The 14,666-nt window shown below is 68.1% G+C and carries 10 protein-coding genes; 2 read left to right on the forward strand and 8 right to left on the reverse strand.

Features of this window, described 5'->3' with window-relative positions; translation table 11 throughout:
* Positions 1–20: 20 nt before the first annotated feature.
* From HD592_RS09395 to HD592_RS09410, 4 genes are all read right to left on the reverse strand, one after another.
* Positions 21–1,115, reverse strand: a complete 1,095-nt coding sequence (locus HD592_RS09395; protein WP_184453634.1) for a BMP family lipoprotein — start codon at positions 1,113–1,115, stop codon at positions 21–23.
* Positions 1,116–1,282: 167 nt separating this feature from the next.
* Complete coding sequence (locus HD592_RS09400) at positions 1,283–1,891, reverse strand: hypothetical protein (protein WP_184453636.1); 609 nt, start codon at positions 1,889–1,891, stop codon at positions 1,283–1,285.
* Positions 1,892–2,104: 213 nt separating this feature from the next.
* Positions 2,105–6,724 (reverse strand): ExeM/NucH family extracellular endonuclease, encoded by a 4,620-nt coding sequence (locus tag HD592_RS09405; protein WP_184454620.1) that lies wholly within the window; start codon positions 6,722–6,724, stop codon positions 2,105–2,107.
* 370 nt (positions 6,725–7,094) lie between these two features.
* A complete protein-coding gene (locus HD592_RS09410) occupies positions 7,095–8,225 on the reverse strand; it encodes a GuaB3 family IMP dehydrogenase-related protein (protein WP_184453638.1) in 1,131 nt (376 codons plus the stop codon).
* A 129-nt stretch (positions 8,226–8,354) separates the two neighbouring features.
* On the opposite strand from HD592_RS09410, the gene HD592_RS09415 reads away from it, so the two are divergent.
* The gene (locus HD592_RS09415; protein WP_246430011.1) at positions 8,355–9,098 is read left to right on the forward strand and encodes an exonuclease domain-containing protein; all 744 of its coding nucleotides are present in this window, start codon (positions 8,355–8,357) and stop codon (positions 9,096–9,098) included.
* A gap of 42 nt (positions 9,099–9,140) precedes the next feature.
* Here HD592_RS09415 and HD592_RS09420 read toward each other — a convergent pair whose 3' ends face one another.
* From HD592_RS09420 to HD592_RS09435, 4 genes are all read right to left on the reverse strand, one after another.
* Complete coding sequence (locus HD592_RS09420) at positions 9,141–9,830, reverse strand: transaldolase family protein (RefSeq protein WP_184453642.1); 690 nt, start codon at positions 9,828–9,830, stop codon at positions 9,141–9,143.
* A gap of 132 nt (positions 9,831–9,962) precedes the next feature.
* The gene (guaB, locus tag HD592_RS09425; RefSeq protein WP_184453644.1) at positions 9,963–11,489 is read right to left on the reverse strand and encodes an IMP dehydrogenase; all 1,527 of its coding nucleotides are present in this window, start codon (positions 11,487–11,489) and stop codon (positions 9,963–9,965) included.
* Between the two features lie 155 nt (positions 11,490–11,644).
* Positions 11,645–12,892 (reverse strand): AGE family epimerase/isomerase, encoded by a 1,248-nt coding sequence (locus HD592_RS09430; RefSeq protein WP_184453646.1) that lies wholly within the window; start codon positions 12,890–12,892, stop codon positions 11,645–11,647.
* 117 nt (positions 12,893–13,009) lie between these two features.
* Complete coding sequence (locus HD592_RS09435; protein ID WP_184453647.1) at positions 13,010–13,939, reverse strand: MerR family transcriptional regulator; 930 nt, start codon at positions 13,937–13,939, stop codon at positions 13,010–13,012.
* Positions 13,940–14,290: 351 nt separating this feature from the next.
* Here HD592_RS09435 and HD592_RS09440 point away from each other — a divergent pair, with 351 nt between their 5' ends.
* On the forward strand, positions 14,291–14,587 hold the full coding sequence (locus HD592_RS09440) for a WhiB family transcriptional regulator (protein ID WP_184453649.1): 297 nt from the start codon (positions 14,291–14,293) through the stop codon (positions 14,585–14,587).
* The last annotated feature ends 79 nt before the right edge of the window (positions 14,588–14,666 follow it).

Consider the following 14,666-nt stretch of genomic DNA (forward strand, 5'->3'; position numbering starts at 1 on the left):
CGCCGCGCCCTCGAGGCCGATTACTTCGGGGAGTTCTCCGACTCGACCTTGAGCTCGCCGCTCTTGATCTGGTCGGTGAGCTTCACGATGTCGTCCTTGAGCTCCTGGGGGACCTTGGAGTCGAAGTCGTGGAAGGGGGCGATGGAGACGCCGCCGTTCTCAAGGGTGCCGACGTAGGGGTCGGAGGTGAACTTGCCCTCGACGGAGTCGGTGATCGCCTGCTCGACGGAGGCACCGATCTCCTTCATCACCGAGGTGAGGATGATCGAGGAGTAGTCGGGGCTGGTGAGGAACCAGTCGGAGTCGACGCCGATGATGTAGGTCGAGCCGTGCTCCTTGGCGGCTGCGGCGGCGCCGAGGCCGACGGGGCCGGCGACCGGCATGATGATGTCGGCGCCCTGGTCGATGAACTGCTGGGCCTGCTGCTTGCCGAGGGCCTGGTCGTCGAAGGACTGGGTGAAGGAGCCGTTCTGGGCGGCCTTGTCCCAGCCGAGGAGCTGGACGTTCGTGCCCTTGGCGGCGTTGTAGGCGGCGACGCCGTCGGCGAAGCCGTCCATGAAGATGGTGACCGAGGGGATCTGGATGCCGCCGAAGGTGGCGACCTTGCCGGTCTGGGTCATGCCCGCGGCCACGTAGCCAGCGAGGTAGGCGGCCTCGGCGGTGTTGAAGAGGAGCGGACGGCCGTTCTCGAGGACGACGGTGTTGAAGTCCGCGTCCGAGAAGGAGGAGTCGACGAGGGCGTAGTGGAGGTCCGCGTTCTGATCGGCGGAGGCGTGGAGCGCCTTCTCGATCTTGAAGCCGACGCCGATGATGAGGTTGCAGCCGTCGTCGACCATGGCCTCGACGTTCGGGACGAAGTCCGCGTCGGAGGAGGATTCGGCGGTATTGACCGAGATGCCGAGCTTCTCCTTGGCGACGGTCAGGCCGTTGTAGGCGGATTCGTTGAAGGACTTGTCGTCCCAGCCGCCGGCGTCGGAGACGGCGCAGGCCTTGAAAGAGGAGCCTTCGCTGGCGGTGGCGCCGGATTCGGCGGCGGGCTTGGCGCCGGACGTGCAGCCGGCCAGGGCGAGCGCGGCGACTCCCGCGACTGCCAGGTACTTCGAGAGGGTTTTCATGGGTTTCCTCCAGTTGGGTTGTTCGTCGTTGAACAGCGCTATTGCTTGAGCCTTCTTCGGCGCCGTCCTGGCGGAGCGTCGACATCCCGTATGGAACGTTTGTAAAACTCCGAATTGACGTGTGACAAAATTTTCGAGGGTGGAACGGGACCTGTCAAGTCCCCTGGTCAATCGTGCAGACTCAAGAGGAGATCGTCGCCCTCGGCGATGAACCCCATCCGCTCGAAATAGGCCGGATCGCTCGTCGCACTGCGCGCAAGACGCAGCGCGGCGGGCACGGCCCGACGAACGCCCTCGTCGGAATAGAGGGCGCGCCCGGGAGTGAGATCACGGTGGCGGTCGGTGACGTAGTCGAGCAGGACCCGGCCCTCGTCGCCGTTGTTCACGTGGACGAACACGCCCGCGATCTCATCTGCGCACATCATGAGATGAGCGCCGGCGGTGCTGAGATCCGAACGGGAGAAGCCCGGGAAGGCCTCCTCGATGCCCGCGGCGTGGACCTCGAGGAAGTCGCAGACGAGGGGCGAATCCGCCTCGGCCGGCACGAAGCGGTATTCACGCCCCCCGCTGCTCAGACGGTAGAGCCAATAGGCGTCGATGATCGCGATGACGGCGTTCATCGCCGCGTAGGGCCAGATGCCGAAGACGACGTTGTACACGGTCGCGATGAGCGATCCGGTGAGATTGAGCGTTCTGAAACGCCTGATCGAAGGGACGATGAGCGAGATGACGACGAGCGCCGATCCCGTCCAGCCGATGATCTCCCACCAGGGCATGAGTTCTCCTCCGTTCGGCGGCGGCGAGCCCTCGGGAATGAGGCCCGGGAGGCGGGGCCGATGGCCCCGCCGAAGCGGTGTCTCGCCGTCGAGTTCCCGCCATCGTTCGATAGCGGGGTTGGGTACGTTAGCAGCACCGCCGCGGTTCACCAAACCGCGTTGCGGCGCCCTGCGGCGTCGGGGGCCGGATGATTCCGGCCCCCGACGGAGTGGTCAGGCCGACTTGCGGCTTCTCAGAACGAGCCCTGAGACGAGGAGCAGCGGCACCGCGAAGAGCAGGGTTCCCCCGACGAGGCCCGTTTTCGCAAGTGAAGAGCCCTTCGAACCCGCAGATGCGGAAGCGGGTTTCGTCGCCTCGGCGTTCGCGCCTCCGGGGTTGCCCCCTCCGGGCTGCGTCGTCCCCGCATCCGTCTTCGCCAGAACCTTCAGAGCGGTTTTTGCAACCGCACCGTTATCTTCATCGACGAGGACGATCGTGTGATCCCCGGCGGGAGTCGAGGCCGAGAGGCGATGCGTGAAGCGCGCGACGCCCTTCTCGTCCGCCTTGGCCTTTCCGATGACGATCGGGTCGGAGTGGAGCTCGGCACGGACCCAGTGGCCGGGGACGAAGCCCTCGCCGAGGATCTCGATGCTCTCGCCCTGAGCCGCTTCGGGACGATCCACGCTGACGGTCGGCCCGGCGGGCTTCCCCTCGCAGATCACCTTCGCGCTCAGTCCGGCCGTCTCGTCGATCACGCGACCGAAGTCGGTCTCGACGATCAGCGGGGCGTCGACGATCTCACCGGGCTCGCCGGAGGTGCACACGCCCTTGGCGACGACCTCGACGCTGGCGCGGCCCGCGCCGTCGGTGGTGATGACCGAGGCCTCATCGGAGGCGTGCTCTTCGAGGAGGGAGTTGTCGACCTCCGCTTCGGAGAACTCCCCTCCGAGGCGCGCCTTCACCTTCTGGGTGACGGAGGGCCCTTCGGTGAAGGACAGGCCGCGGAGCTCGACCTTGACCGTCGCCCCGTCCTTGACGGGTTCGGAGGGCAGGGTCGCGCCGATCGAGGACTTCAGGGCGCGGGGCTTGAGGCCCGAGTGCTTCCCGAGGTACTCGTTGAACTTGTCGCGGTCCAGGTGACCGGTGTTGACCGCGGGGCCGTTCGCCTTGAGGGCGTCGAAGGAGTCGCCGCCCGCGAGGAGGAAGGTCACCGATCCGATGGTGTAATTCCTCCCCGGATCGAGGGGCGCGCCGTCGATGGTCACCGAGGTAATCCTCTTGCCGAACTCGGCGCTCGGATCGTAGGTGTAGCGCACGTTCTCGGAGATTCCGAGCTTGAGCATCGGACGCGAGTTCTGCGAGTTGAGGTTCGTCTTCCACTGCTCCTCGAGCATCTGCTTGACCTGGGCACCGCTCAGGGTCACGTAGCCGAGCTCGTTCGAGAAGGGCATGACGGCGTAGGACTGGGCGTAGGTGATCGTGCCGTCCTCGTTCGGAACGAGGTCGGCGCGCAGGCCTCCGGCGTTGATGATGCCGAAGTCGACCGGCTTGCCGTCCGTCGTGGTGATCGTCTCGCGCATCGCGTCGGCCACGAGGTCGCCGAGGCTCGATTCGACGCCGCGGTTCGATCCCGGATCGGTCTTGCCCCCGGGAGCGGTGAAGACGCCGCGCTTGAAGGTCTCGGTGTAACCGGTGCCGACGACCCTCTTGCCCGCCTCCTTCGAGTCGGCGACGGCCTTGTCGACGACGGCCTTGGTGTCCTCGGCCTCACCGCATTCGGCAACCTTCGCCGCCGGGATGAGGATGGAGTCGGCCGACAGGACCTTCTTCTCGACCGGGTCGTAGGAGATCCTCACGAGCCCGAGGTTGTCGGTGTAGGAGCCCGAGGCGATGCCCGCCAGGAGCGGGTTCTTCGAATCGAGCTTCTCGGCGGAGTCGACCTTGTCAAACTCGTAGGGGACGTGGGTGTCGCCGCCCATGATGGCGTCGACGTTCGCACCGACCTTCGGGTAGTTGTTCTTCACATCGTCGTCGAGCATGGCGACGACGATCTGGGCCTCGCCGGATTCCTTGATCTTCGCGGCGAGCGCGTCGATCTTCGCGATGGGATCGGTGAAGACCAGGCCCTCAGTGGTGCCCGGGGCGAGCTTGTAGGGGACGTCCTCGGCGATGGCGCCGATGAAGGCGACCTTGACGCCCGAGGGGGATTCCCAGACCTTGTACTCGCCGAGGTAGGGGTGCTTCTGCTCTCCCCAGGTCCCCATGCCCTCGACGTTCGCGCCGAGGTAGGGGAAGCCGACCTGAACGTATTCCGAGGGGTTGGAACCGTCTACGCGCTGCTTGAAGACGGCCTGGCCCATGTCGAGTTCATGGTTCCCGATCGTCGAGGCGAGGGGCTTGAGGGTGTTGAGGGCGGCGATCGTCGGGTTGTCCTTGAGGGAGCCCGAGGTGTAGGGCGAAGCCCCGATGTTGTCGCCCAGGAGGGTGAAGGACGAGTTCGGGTTCTTCGCCCTCGCGTCCTCGAGGTAGCACTTCATCGCGGGAAGGCCCGCCTCGATGATCTTCTCCTTCTTCTTCACCTGCTCGATGTGGCCGTGGACGTCGGTGAGGTTGTAGAGGTCGAGGGTGACGGGGCCGGCGGGCGGCTGCGGCGCGTCCTCGTACACCTTGAGCCCGACGATCTCCGGATTGTGGTCCGAGGAGCGGAAGGGGGTGTCCTTCTCGAAGGTGAGCGTCGCGTTGTAGTTGGCGCGCGAGTACTCGAAGGCGACGGGCTCTTGGGCGTTGAGGGCCCAGGAGCCGACTTCGGCGATGAGGGGGTGGGCCGCGGCGTTGGCGAAGACGTGATCGAGGGATCCGGAGCGTCCGCCGTAGACGTAGGAGGCGTGCGTCGATCCCGATTCGCGCGTCCACCCGGCAGCGGTGAGGACCTTCAGCGGGTCCTCCTGCGAGTAGGAGTTGAAGTCGCCGACGAGCAGGGTCGGCGCATCAGAGAACTTCTCCGCGAACTTCGCGAGAGCCGTGGCCTGGGCGACGCGGACGGCGTTGGCATTGCCCTGGCCGTCGCCGTTGTCGGTGTTGCCCTCTTCCATCCCCTTGGGCACCGAGCCCTTGGACTTGAAGTGGTTCGCGATGACGACGAATTCCGTCCCCTTCTTCCCGTCCTTCTCGACCGGCGCGAATCGCTGGGCGAGGGGCTGACGGGCGAGCTTCGTGAAGGCCGGGTCGTCGAGGATCTCGGACTCGCCGACGGTCTTGACCGTGGCGGGCCTGTAGATGTAGGCGATGCGGATGACGTCCTCATCGGCGGGCACGGTCTTCGGGCTGGGCACGAGGGACCATGTGCCTTCACCGGCTGCGGAATTGAGGGCGTCGACGAGATTCTTCAGCGCCTCATCGCGGTCCTTGCCGAGGACCGCATGCGAGTTCTCGATCTCCTCGAGGGCGACGACGTCGGCGTCGAGCGCGTTGATGGCGAGGACGATCTTGGCCTGCTGGTTGGAGAAGGCCTCCTTGGAGTAGGCGCCGCGGACCTTGCAGTTCTTCGCGGTGACGTACTTGTTCTCACGGTCCGGGTAGCCCTTGCATCGTGCCTCGTCCTCGCCGAGGTCGGAGAAGTAGTTGAGGACGTTGAAGGTCGCGACGTGGATGTCGCCGGCGACTGCGGGGGCGCTCGGGCGCTCACCGGTGATGGTGACGGGCGATCGATCGGGGTGGGCGGCGACCATGCTCGTCGGCTGGAAGACGAAGGCCTTGTTCCTCGAGTCGAGGATCACGGGCTTGGCGAAGTCGACGCGGTACCCGACACGGGCGGAGGCGCCGTCCGCGAGGTAGGCGAAGGGGAGCTCGCTCGCCTTGTTCTTGTCGCGCGGCGCGAGGTTGGTGTTCGTACCGTCGTCGAGGGCGATCTGCTTGGCCGCATTGGCGGCCTCGTAGGCCTTGGCCTCCTCGCCCGGCGCGACGACGTCGGTGGCGGCCCTCAGGGGTTCGGTCCCGGGGGTGAGCATGAGGGTGCCGTAGGTGCCGGCGTTGTAGTTGTCGGTGATCGTCCAGGCTCCTTCGGGCTTGACGAGCATCGACTCGAGGGCCTCCATCTGAGCGACTGTGGGGACCTGGCTCAGGGGCGTCGGCGTGACCGGCTGGCAGTCCTTGACGGTGTTGATCTCGGTCGGGACGAGCTGCGTGAGGCTGAGGGTCTCCGCGGGCGTCTTCTTGTCGGTCTTGGGATACTCCCCGACGGTGCCCGTGACATCGACGCACTGGTTCGGCGCGGGCATGGTGAAGCCCTTATTGCCGACGTAGACGAAGAGGGCGTCCGAGGCCGCGCGGTTCGGATCCCAGGCGCCGCCGCTGCCCGGGGTCTGGATGGTGAAGCCGCTCAGGGTCGTACTGAGGCCGTCCTCGCCGTGGGCGTAGACGGCGGTGACGATTCCGCGCGCGGAGACCTTCTTGCCCGAGAGGGCGGAATCATCGCCCTTCCCGGTCTTCTGGATCTCGGTGATGGGGGTGAGGGGCTGACCGGAGGCGGTGGTGCCGCCGGCGGGAGCCCGCATCTGCGCAGGGGCGGACTGCGGGGCCTCAGCGGTGTTCGCGCCGTCGGCGGCCGTCGGCTCTTCAGCCTTCTCATCGGATCGGGTCGCTTCAGCGCCGGCTCCGTTCGCGGCCGCAGGGGCATCGGCGTCAGTCCCCGCGGGGGCGGCGCCCGCTTCCGCGGTGCTTGCAGCGCCCTCGTCCCCGGGGGCCGCTGCGGTCTCCGGGGTGTTCGCGGCTTCATCCGCCAAGGCGACGGGGGCCTCGGGCGATCCGGAGGCGAGTCCGTCCGGAGCGTCGACGGCGTGAGCGGTCAAGGGCATGGTCGCGAGGGCGATAGCGGCTACCGCACTCACCGCCCCTCTTCGTATTGGTGCGCGCACTTGTTTGTTCCTCTCCTTTTCACTGCCCCGCTGCATTGCGGTCCTCCCGACCCTGAGACAGGCTTCTTTACACATCGATAAGGTTGGGATTGACAAATGTAGCGCTTAAAGGAGGGTTTGAGAAGATTACCCGGGAGGCATCCCGCAGCTTTTCGGCGCAACGACGCAGATTGGCATATTCTCGCCACCGCGCCGCACCCCGGAAGGCGGAGCATCGCACGCGCACCCGTACTCCGCGGAGCCGACGAGCCGCGCCCCGCAGCACGACCGGCCCCTCCGTGCCCCAACGGGCCCGCGAGGATCGGAAGCCTCAGCCGCCCGAAGGATGGTACGGGCCGACGACCACATCCACCTTCTGCAGGTCCTTCACCTCCGAGTAACCCGTGGTCGCCATCGCGCGCCGCAGGGCGCCGACGAAGTTCAAAGAGCCGTCCGCCCTCGTCGAAGGGCCGTAGAGGATCTGCTCGAGGCTTCCCGAGGTGCCGACGTGTACCCTCTGCCCGCGCGGCATGTCCGGATGCGTGGCCTCCGAACCCCAGTGCCACCCCCGCCCCGGCGCCTCGCTCGCACGGGCCAGGGCGGCTCCGAGCATGACCGCGTCGGCGCCGCAGGCGATCGCCTTCGTCAGGTCCCCCGAACGGCCGATCCCGCCATCGGCGATGACGTGGACGTAGCGGCCGCCGGACTCGTCCATGTAGTCGCGCCGAGCCGCGGCGACATCCGCGATCGCCGTCGCCATCGGCGCGTGAACCCCGAGCGAGCGCCTCGTCGAGTGGGCCGCTCCCCCGCCGAAACCGACGAGGACCCCGGCCGCCCCCGTGCGCATGAGATGGAGGGCGGCGGTGTCCGTGCACACTCCCCCCACGATCACCGGGACGTCCAGCTCGCAGATGAAGCGCTTGAGATTCAAGGGCTCGGCGCGGCTCGACACGTGCTCGGCGGAGACCGTCGAGCCGCGGATCACGAAGAGATCCACGCCCGCATCGACGACGTAACGCCAATAGCGCTGCGTGAGCTGCGGCGACAGCTTGCCCGCGACGACGACGCCCGCCTCGCGCAACTGCTTGAGCCGGGCGGTGATGAGCGAGGGCTTGATCGGCTCGGAGTAGACCTGCTGGAGACGGGCGATCGACTCGTCCTCGCCCAGGCGCGAGATCTCCTCGAGGAGCGGTTCGGGCTCCTCGTAACGAGTCCACAGGCCGTTGAGGTCGAGGACGCCGATGCCGCCGAGGCGGCCGAAGGCGATCGCCGTGTCCGGACTCATCACCGAGTCCATCGGCGCCGCCATGATCGGGATGTCCACGTGGTAGGCGTCGATCTGCCAGCCGACGTTCACGTCCTCAGGATCACGGGTGCGCCTGGACGGGACCAGCGCGATGTCATCGAGCGTGTACGCCCGTCGTCCCCGTTTGCCCCGTCCGATCTCGACTTCACTGCTCACGCGCCGATCCTATCGGCACGGGCGGGCCGAAGAGCGGGATTCGACGCGGACGCGCCAGGAGAGGGCCGCATCGGGGACCCGGGGACGAGGGCGGACGGAAACGCCCCTCCCATGGCGCACACTAGGAGCATGAACGAGACGGCGAATTGGTTGCGCATGCCCTGGTTGGGATTCGACACGGAGACGACGGGCGTCGATCCCTCCAAGGATCGCCTCGTCACCTGCGCCCTGGTCCTGAGGATGGGCGGTATCGACAGCGGTCGACCGGACCGGGTCCACACCTGGCTCGCGGACCCGGGAGTCGAGATCCCCGCGACGGCGACCGCCGTCCACGGCATCTCGACCGAGAAGGCCCGCACCGAGGGGCGCCCCGTCGAAGAGGCCCTCGATGAGATCGCCGCGACCCTCGTCGAGCACTGGCGCAGGGGCTATCCGGTCGTCGCCTTCAACGCCTCCTACGACCTCACGCTGGTCGACGCCGAGCTCGCCCGGCACGGGCTGGGGACCTTCGCCCAGCGGCTCGGCCGCGAGGCGGGGCCGATCATCGACCCCCTCGTCCTCGACCGCCACTTCGAGCGCTACCGCAAGGGGAAGAAGACCCTCACCCTCGTCGCCCCCGCCTACGGGGTCGAAGCCTCGCCCGATGCGCACACCGCCGAGGTCGACGTGGCGATGACCCTCGACGTGCTCGCCGCCATGGCCGCCAAGCACACGGACCTGCAGGGCCTCGACGCGCACGAGCTCCAGGCCGCGCAGGCCCGGTGGCACCGCGAGTGGGCCGAAGGCCTCACGGAGTACCTGCGCAAGCAGGGGCGCGAGTCCTCCATCGACCCGTCCTGGCCGATGCTCTCGGCCGACGCGCCCTCCCGGTAGTCCGCCGCATGGGCGGGGCGCTCCGCAGTCCCGCCAGGGGCCTCAGCGCGTCTCGATGATGTCCTTCCAGGTGCGGCGCTCCCCGACGAGGATCTCGAAATGGCGGTTCTGCTCGGCGATCGCGGCGTCCGTCGCCGGGTTCTTGATGAGGGCCGCGAGGACTTCGGGGGCCGCGGTGATCGCGCCCACGCCCTGACGGACGAGTTCGAGGACCTGCTCGGAGTTCTTGAAGGAGGCCGCGAGCACGTCGGTCTCCATGCCGTAGGACTTCAGGGTCCGGTGGATCTCCGTGGCGACGCGGACGCCGTCGATGCCGAAGTTGTCCATGCGGTTGACGTAAGGGGCCACGTAACGCGCGCCCGCCTTCGCCGCCATGAACCCCTGCATCGAGGAGTGGATGCCCGTCGCCGTGACCTGGATCCCCTCGGCGACGATCCGCGGGATCGCCGCGAAGCCCTCACGGGTCACGGGGAGCTTCACGAAGAGGTTCCCGGGGATCTCCGAACGGAGGGCCTTCGCTTCTTCGACCATGCCGGCCGCGCGTTCCGATACGAGCTGAACATGGAGCTGGGCGCCCTCGGGAAGCACCTCTTGGATCTGATGGAGCAGTTCGAGCGGCTCCTTGCCCTCGCGGTACAGGATGGTCGGGTTCGTCGTCACCCCATCCACCGGAAGGTAGGTCAGCGTCTCTTGAATCGCCTGAACGTTGGCGTAGTCGATGAGCATGAGCATGGGATTCGCCTTCCCGTGGTCGGCAGTGGAACGGGACGATGTTCACGCGAGGGTGACCGTCATCACTGACCATACTAATAGCCCCGCTGCCGTGGTCGAAACCGCGGGCGGCGGGGCCATGCGCTCAGGGTCTCAGCCCTTCGCGCCCGAGGAGTGGTAGTTCGGCGCTTCGCTCGTCATCTGCACATCGTGCGGATGCGACTCGCGAAGGCCCGCCGAGGTGATCCGGACGAAGCGCCCGTTCGCCTTGAGCGCGGCGATCGAGGAGGCGCCCAGGTAGAACATCGTCTGGTGCAGACCGCCGACGAGCTGGTAGACGACCGAGGCGAGCGAACCCGTGTACGGGACCTGCCCCTCGATGCCCTCGGGGACGATCTTGTCGTCCGAGGACACGTCCGCCTGGAAGTAGCGGTCCTTCGAGTAGGACTTGCGGCCGCGCGAGCTCATCGCGCCGAGCGAGCCCATGCCGCGGTAGCGCTTGAACTGCTTGCCGTTCGTGAAGACGACCTCGCCCGGGGACTCCTCGCAGCCCGCGAGCAGGGAGCCGAGCATGACCGTGTCCGCGCCGGCGACCAGGGCCTTGCCGATGTCGCCGGAGTACTGGAGGCCGCCGTCGGCGATGAGCGGGACGCCCGCGGGCCCGCACGCCTTCGCGGCCAGGGCGATCGCGGTGATCTGGGGGACGCCGACGCCGGCGACGACGCGCGTCGTGCAGATCGAGCCCGGTCCGACGCCGACCTTGACCGCGTCCGCGCCCGCATCGATGAGGGCCTGAGCGCCCTCGGTCGTCGCGACGTTCCCGCCGATGACCTCGACGCCGGCGAAGATCGGATCGGACTTGATGCGCCGGATCATGTCGAGGGCGAGCTTCGCCCCGCCATTCGCGGTGTCGACCACGAGGACGTCAACGCCCGCTTCCGCCAGGGCGGTCGCGCGCTCCCAGGTATCGCCCCAGTAGCCGACCGCCGCGCCGACGACGAGGCGTCCGCGCTCATCCTTCGTGGCGTTCGGGTACTGCTCCGTCTTGACGAAGTCCTTGACGGTGATGAGGCCGGTGAGTCGGTCGTCGTCGTCGACGATCGGGAGCTTCTCGATGCGGTGCTCGGCGAGGAGGGCCTTGGCGTCCTCGCGGGAGATGCCGACGTGCCCGGTGACGAGGCGTTCGCGGGGGGTCATGCAGTCGCGGACCGTCAGGGCGGACCATTCGGCCTGGGGGACGAAGCGCAGGTCGCGGTTCGTGATGATGCCGAGGAGAGCGCCGTCCTCCCCGACCACGGGCAGTCCGGACACGCGGTAGTGGCCGCACAGCTCATCGAGCTGCTCGATCGTCGCACCGGGACCGACGGTCACCGGGTCTTCGACCATCCCCGATTCGGAGCGCTTCACGAGGCGGACCTGCTGGGCCTGGTCCTCGATGGAGAGGTTGCGGTGGAGGATGCCGATGCCGCCCTGACGGGCCATGGCGATCGCCATTCGGGATTCGGTGACCGTGTCCATCGCCGCCGAAAGGAGGGGGACGCGGAGGGAGATCTTCTTCGTCAGGCGCGAGGTCGTGTCGACCGTGGAGGGCACGACATCGGTGAGCTCGGGCAGAAGAAGGACGTCGTCGTAGGTGAGGCCTGTCAGGCCGAAGGGATCATTCGCAGAAAAGTCGCCCATGAGCCGAGTCTAGGCGCCCGCCGCCCGCACCGGGAAACCGGGGAGCGGCTTCGGGCGCCCTTGAGTGGGGAGCGTCACGTCGGAGCCGCCCGTCCGCCCGTCCGCCCGTCCCACGTCTCGCGGCCGAGGGCGGGGGCCGCGGGCCCGCACGGGCCTCAGGCGTTCGCGAGGGCGGCCGCGAAGCCGGGGGCGAGGGCGATTCGGGGGAGGAGGAGCATCTGGGCGAGGTGGTAGGCATCGGCCTTTCCGGCCCAGACCGTCGTCGAAGGCGCGCCGTCGCCGCCGAGCTCGTGAATCCAGCGGCCCGGGGCCTCGTGGAGGTACTGATCCGCCCAGGCGACGAAGCGGGCGAAGCGCTCGGATTGGATCCCGGTCTGCTCCTCGTCGCCCCGTTCCTCATCCACGACGCCCAGGGCGCAGGCGGCGTTCACCGCTTCGCAGACCACCCAGTGCATGCGGGTCTCAACGACGGGCCGCCCGTCGAAGTCGGTCGTGTAAACGATGCCGCCGACACCCTCGTCCGTCCAGCCGTCGGAGTCGGCGCGATTGACGAGTTCGCGGGCGACGTCGATCATCCATGCGCCGGGCGCATCGCCGATGGCGACGAGGGCGGCCCGGGTGTGCAGGATGAGGCGCGCCCATTCGAAGCCGTGCCCCGGCGTGGCCCCGTAGGGGCGGAAGGGGTCGGCCGGGTTGTCGGCGAACATCTCCGGCTTCACGACCCATCCGGGTCCGAAGTGCTCGGGGAGGCGCCATCCGAAGCGCGCGCCGAGGTCGGCGACGAAGCGGCACATCTCGCGGGCCCGGTCGAGCCAGATCCTTTCACCGGTCGCATCCCATGCGGCGAGATAGGCCTCGACCGTATGCATGTTCGCGTTGAGGCCCCGGTAGGCTTCGCACTCGCTGAAGTCCGGGTTCCAGGAGTTCCTCACGCGGCCGAAGGAGGGCTCCCACCAGTGGAGGTCCTGGTCCTTGAGGGCTTCGTCGAGGAGGGCCCGCGCGCCCTCGAATCCCGCGCAGGTCGCTGCGGCCGCAGCGAGGATGACGAAGGCGTGGGCGTAGGCCTCTTTGCGCGCGCCTTCGACCGGCGCGTCCCCCGAGGGGACGAGGGCCGAGTACCAGCCGCCGTGCTCGTCGTCGTGGAAGGGCCCCGCGAGGGCTTCGAGGCCGTGGCGCGCGAGTTCGGCCGCTCCTTCGATCCCCCGCATCGAGGCGAGGGTGAAGACGTAGGTCATGCGGCAGGTGATCCACAGTTCGATGGGGGCCTCGGCTTCGATCACGCCCTCGGCGTCGAGGGTGCCGAATCCGCCGGGGCAGCGCGAGGCGGAGGCGAATCCGACGAGGGCGTCGAAGTCCTCGGCGAAGGCGTCGAGTAGGGCCTCTTCCCTCCAGGGTGTCCTCATGTCGGCTCCCGAAATGCGTCGTCGCGTGCGATGGGGGCGGAAGGCTCAGGGCTTCCTGCTGACTTTACGGTAGCACCGGGGAGCAGTCGGGGTGGGCGGCTCGAATGCGTCCACGGCTCAGGCGTCGAAGGATGCGATGTCCGCACCGGGCGCGAGGACGGCCAGGGTCTCTTCGACGCAGGCGGCCGGGGTCCTCACCCGCAGGACGCGACCGTCGACGACGAGGGGGGCATCGGCCCCGACCAGGAGGACGTCGAGATCGCAGTCCTGGGCGAGGAAGGAGATGAAGCGCTCGCAGCTGGTGCCCGTGCCCATGACGATGGCGAGGGTGACGGGGTGGGCGTCCTGGAAGCGCTTGAAGCGCTCGGAGCCCGCCTCGCCCTCGATCGATTCGCTCGCGAGCACGCGCGCATCGATCCCGTACCAGCGCAGGGCGACTCCGACGACGTGCGCGCCGACCTCGTGGGCGAGATCCGTGAGGATCACGACGGAGTCTTCGGGGCCCTCGTGGGGCGGGGTCGAGTCCGCGACCGCTGCGAGGAGGTCGAGGAAGGCGGTGCGCAGCACGGTCGAGGGCGCGCAGCCCGGCAGTTCGCCGTCCTGGACGGCGCGAAGACGATCGAGGGCGGGGGCGACCAGTCTGCTCCAGGTGTGAACGAGGCCCTCGGTCGATACCGCGGCTTCGAGGACCCTCCTCAGCTGGGCGGAGCGGCAGCGGCAGGAGACCTCGACGAGGTCCTGGATGGAATGGGGCGCCGGGGGCTCCTCCTCGGGGGGAAGGGAGTCGGCGAGGGAGAGGACGGTGGCCGCGGCGTCCGATGGGGAGACTCCCGCGTGGACGAGATCCACCATCTTGGCCAGGCGGGCGATGTCGGCGGGCAGATAGCGGCGGTGGGATCCTGCGCGCCGCTCCCCCGGGCCCAGGCCGTAGCGGCGCTCCCAGGTGCGCAGGGTCGAGGGGGAGATCCCCAATCGCATCGACACCGCGGTGACGGTCAGGGGCGCTTCGACGGCGGATGATGCCGCTTGAAGATGCGTCCTCGGCATCGCTCCCCTCCTCGTGCGTGTCGGTCTCGGCTCCGGTGATATCGCGGCGGAACCGGGAGACTCCCTCCCGGTGTCCTTCACTGTGTGATTGTTGCGCCTTGCAGGCGGCTTCGCCACTTGAACGCGGGCATGGCTCTTCGAGGCGGTGAATCTTCTTGTTCATCTCTTATTCAGGTTCGATTCCCAGGATTTCCACCCATAATTTCAGCCTTCTCCCAGGTTGAGCCTTGAGTCTGAGAATCTCCTTGGAATATGTGAACGACTCTTGAACAACTTGCGCGCAATAACCTAGGCTGAACGAGGTCGCACGGGGAGAGTCCCCGGCAGCGTCTGCCGAATGCGAGGTGCCCTATGACCGACGTCTCCCGACTCCCCGGCCCGATGATGGAGGCCTGGGACTGGCAGTACGACGGGGCCTGCCGCGACCTCGACACCGAGCTCTTCTTCCACCCCGAGGGCGAACGCGGTTCGACCCGCCGTCGCAGGGCTGCGAACGCGAAGGCCATCTGCGCCGAGTGCCCCGTCATCGACCAGTGCCGCGAATACGCCCTGGCGGCGCAGGAGCCCTACGGGATCTGGGGCGGCATGACCGAGGAGGAGCGCCGCGAAGAGATCCGCTCGGCCTCCAGGACCCGCAGGGCCTCCTGAACCCCCTCGACTCCCCCGGGCGGGGGCGCTGCTGGAGCGCCCCCGCCCTTTCCATGTCAGACTGGCGGGGAAGAGTCCC

Origin of the sequence: Schaalia hyovaginalis (assembly GCF_014208035.1) — a bacterium.
Lineage (GTDB): Bacteria > Actinomycetota > Actinomycetes > Actinomycetales > Actinomycetaceae > Pauljensenia > Pauljensenia hyovaginalis.

What these genes read in the sequence shown, in the direction of transcription:
- HD592_RS09395 (WP_184453634.1), bottom strand. Translation starts at nt 1,115, where the DNA reads ATGAAAACCCTCTCGAAGTACCTGGCAGTCGCGGGAGTCGCCGCGCTC.
- HD592_RS09400 (WP_184453636.1), bottom strand. Translation starts at nt 1,891, where the DNA reads ATGCCCTGGTGGGAGATCATCGGCTGGACGGGATCGGCGCTCGTCGTC.
- HD592_RS09405 (WP_184454620.1), bottom strand. Translation starts at nt 6,724, where the DNA reads ATGCCCTTGACCGCTCACGCCGTCGACGCTCCGGACGGACTCGCCTCC.
- HD592_RS09415 (WP_246430011.1), top strand. Translation starts at nt 8,355, where the DNA reads ATGAACGAGACGGCGAATTGGTTGCGCATGCCCTGGTTGGGATTCGAC.
- HD592_RS09420 (WP_184453642.1), bottom strand. Translation starts at nt 9,830, where the DNA reads ATGCTCATGCTCATCGACTACGCCAACGTTCAGGCGATTCAAGAGACG.
- guaB (WP_184453644.1), bottom strand. Translation starts at nt 11,489, where the DNA reads ATGGGCGACTTTTCTGCGAATGATCCCTTCGGCCTGACAGGCCTCACC.
- HD592_RS09430 (WP_184453646.1), bottom strand. Translation starts at nt 12,892, where the DNA reads ATGAGGACACCCTGGAGGGAAGAGGCCCTACTCGACGCCTTCGCCGAG.
- HD592_RS09435 (WP_184453647.1), bottom strand. Translation starts at nt 13,939, where the DNA reads ATGCCGAGGACGCATCTTCAAGCGGCATCATCCGCCGTCGAAGCGCCC.
- HD592_RS09440 (WP_184453649.1), top strand. Translation starts at nt 14,291, where the DNA reads ATGACCGACGTCTCCCGACTCCCCGGCCCGATGATGGAGGCCTGGGAC.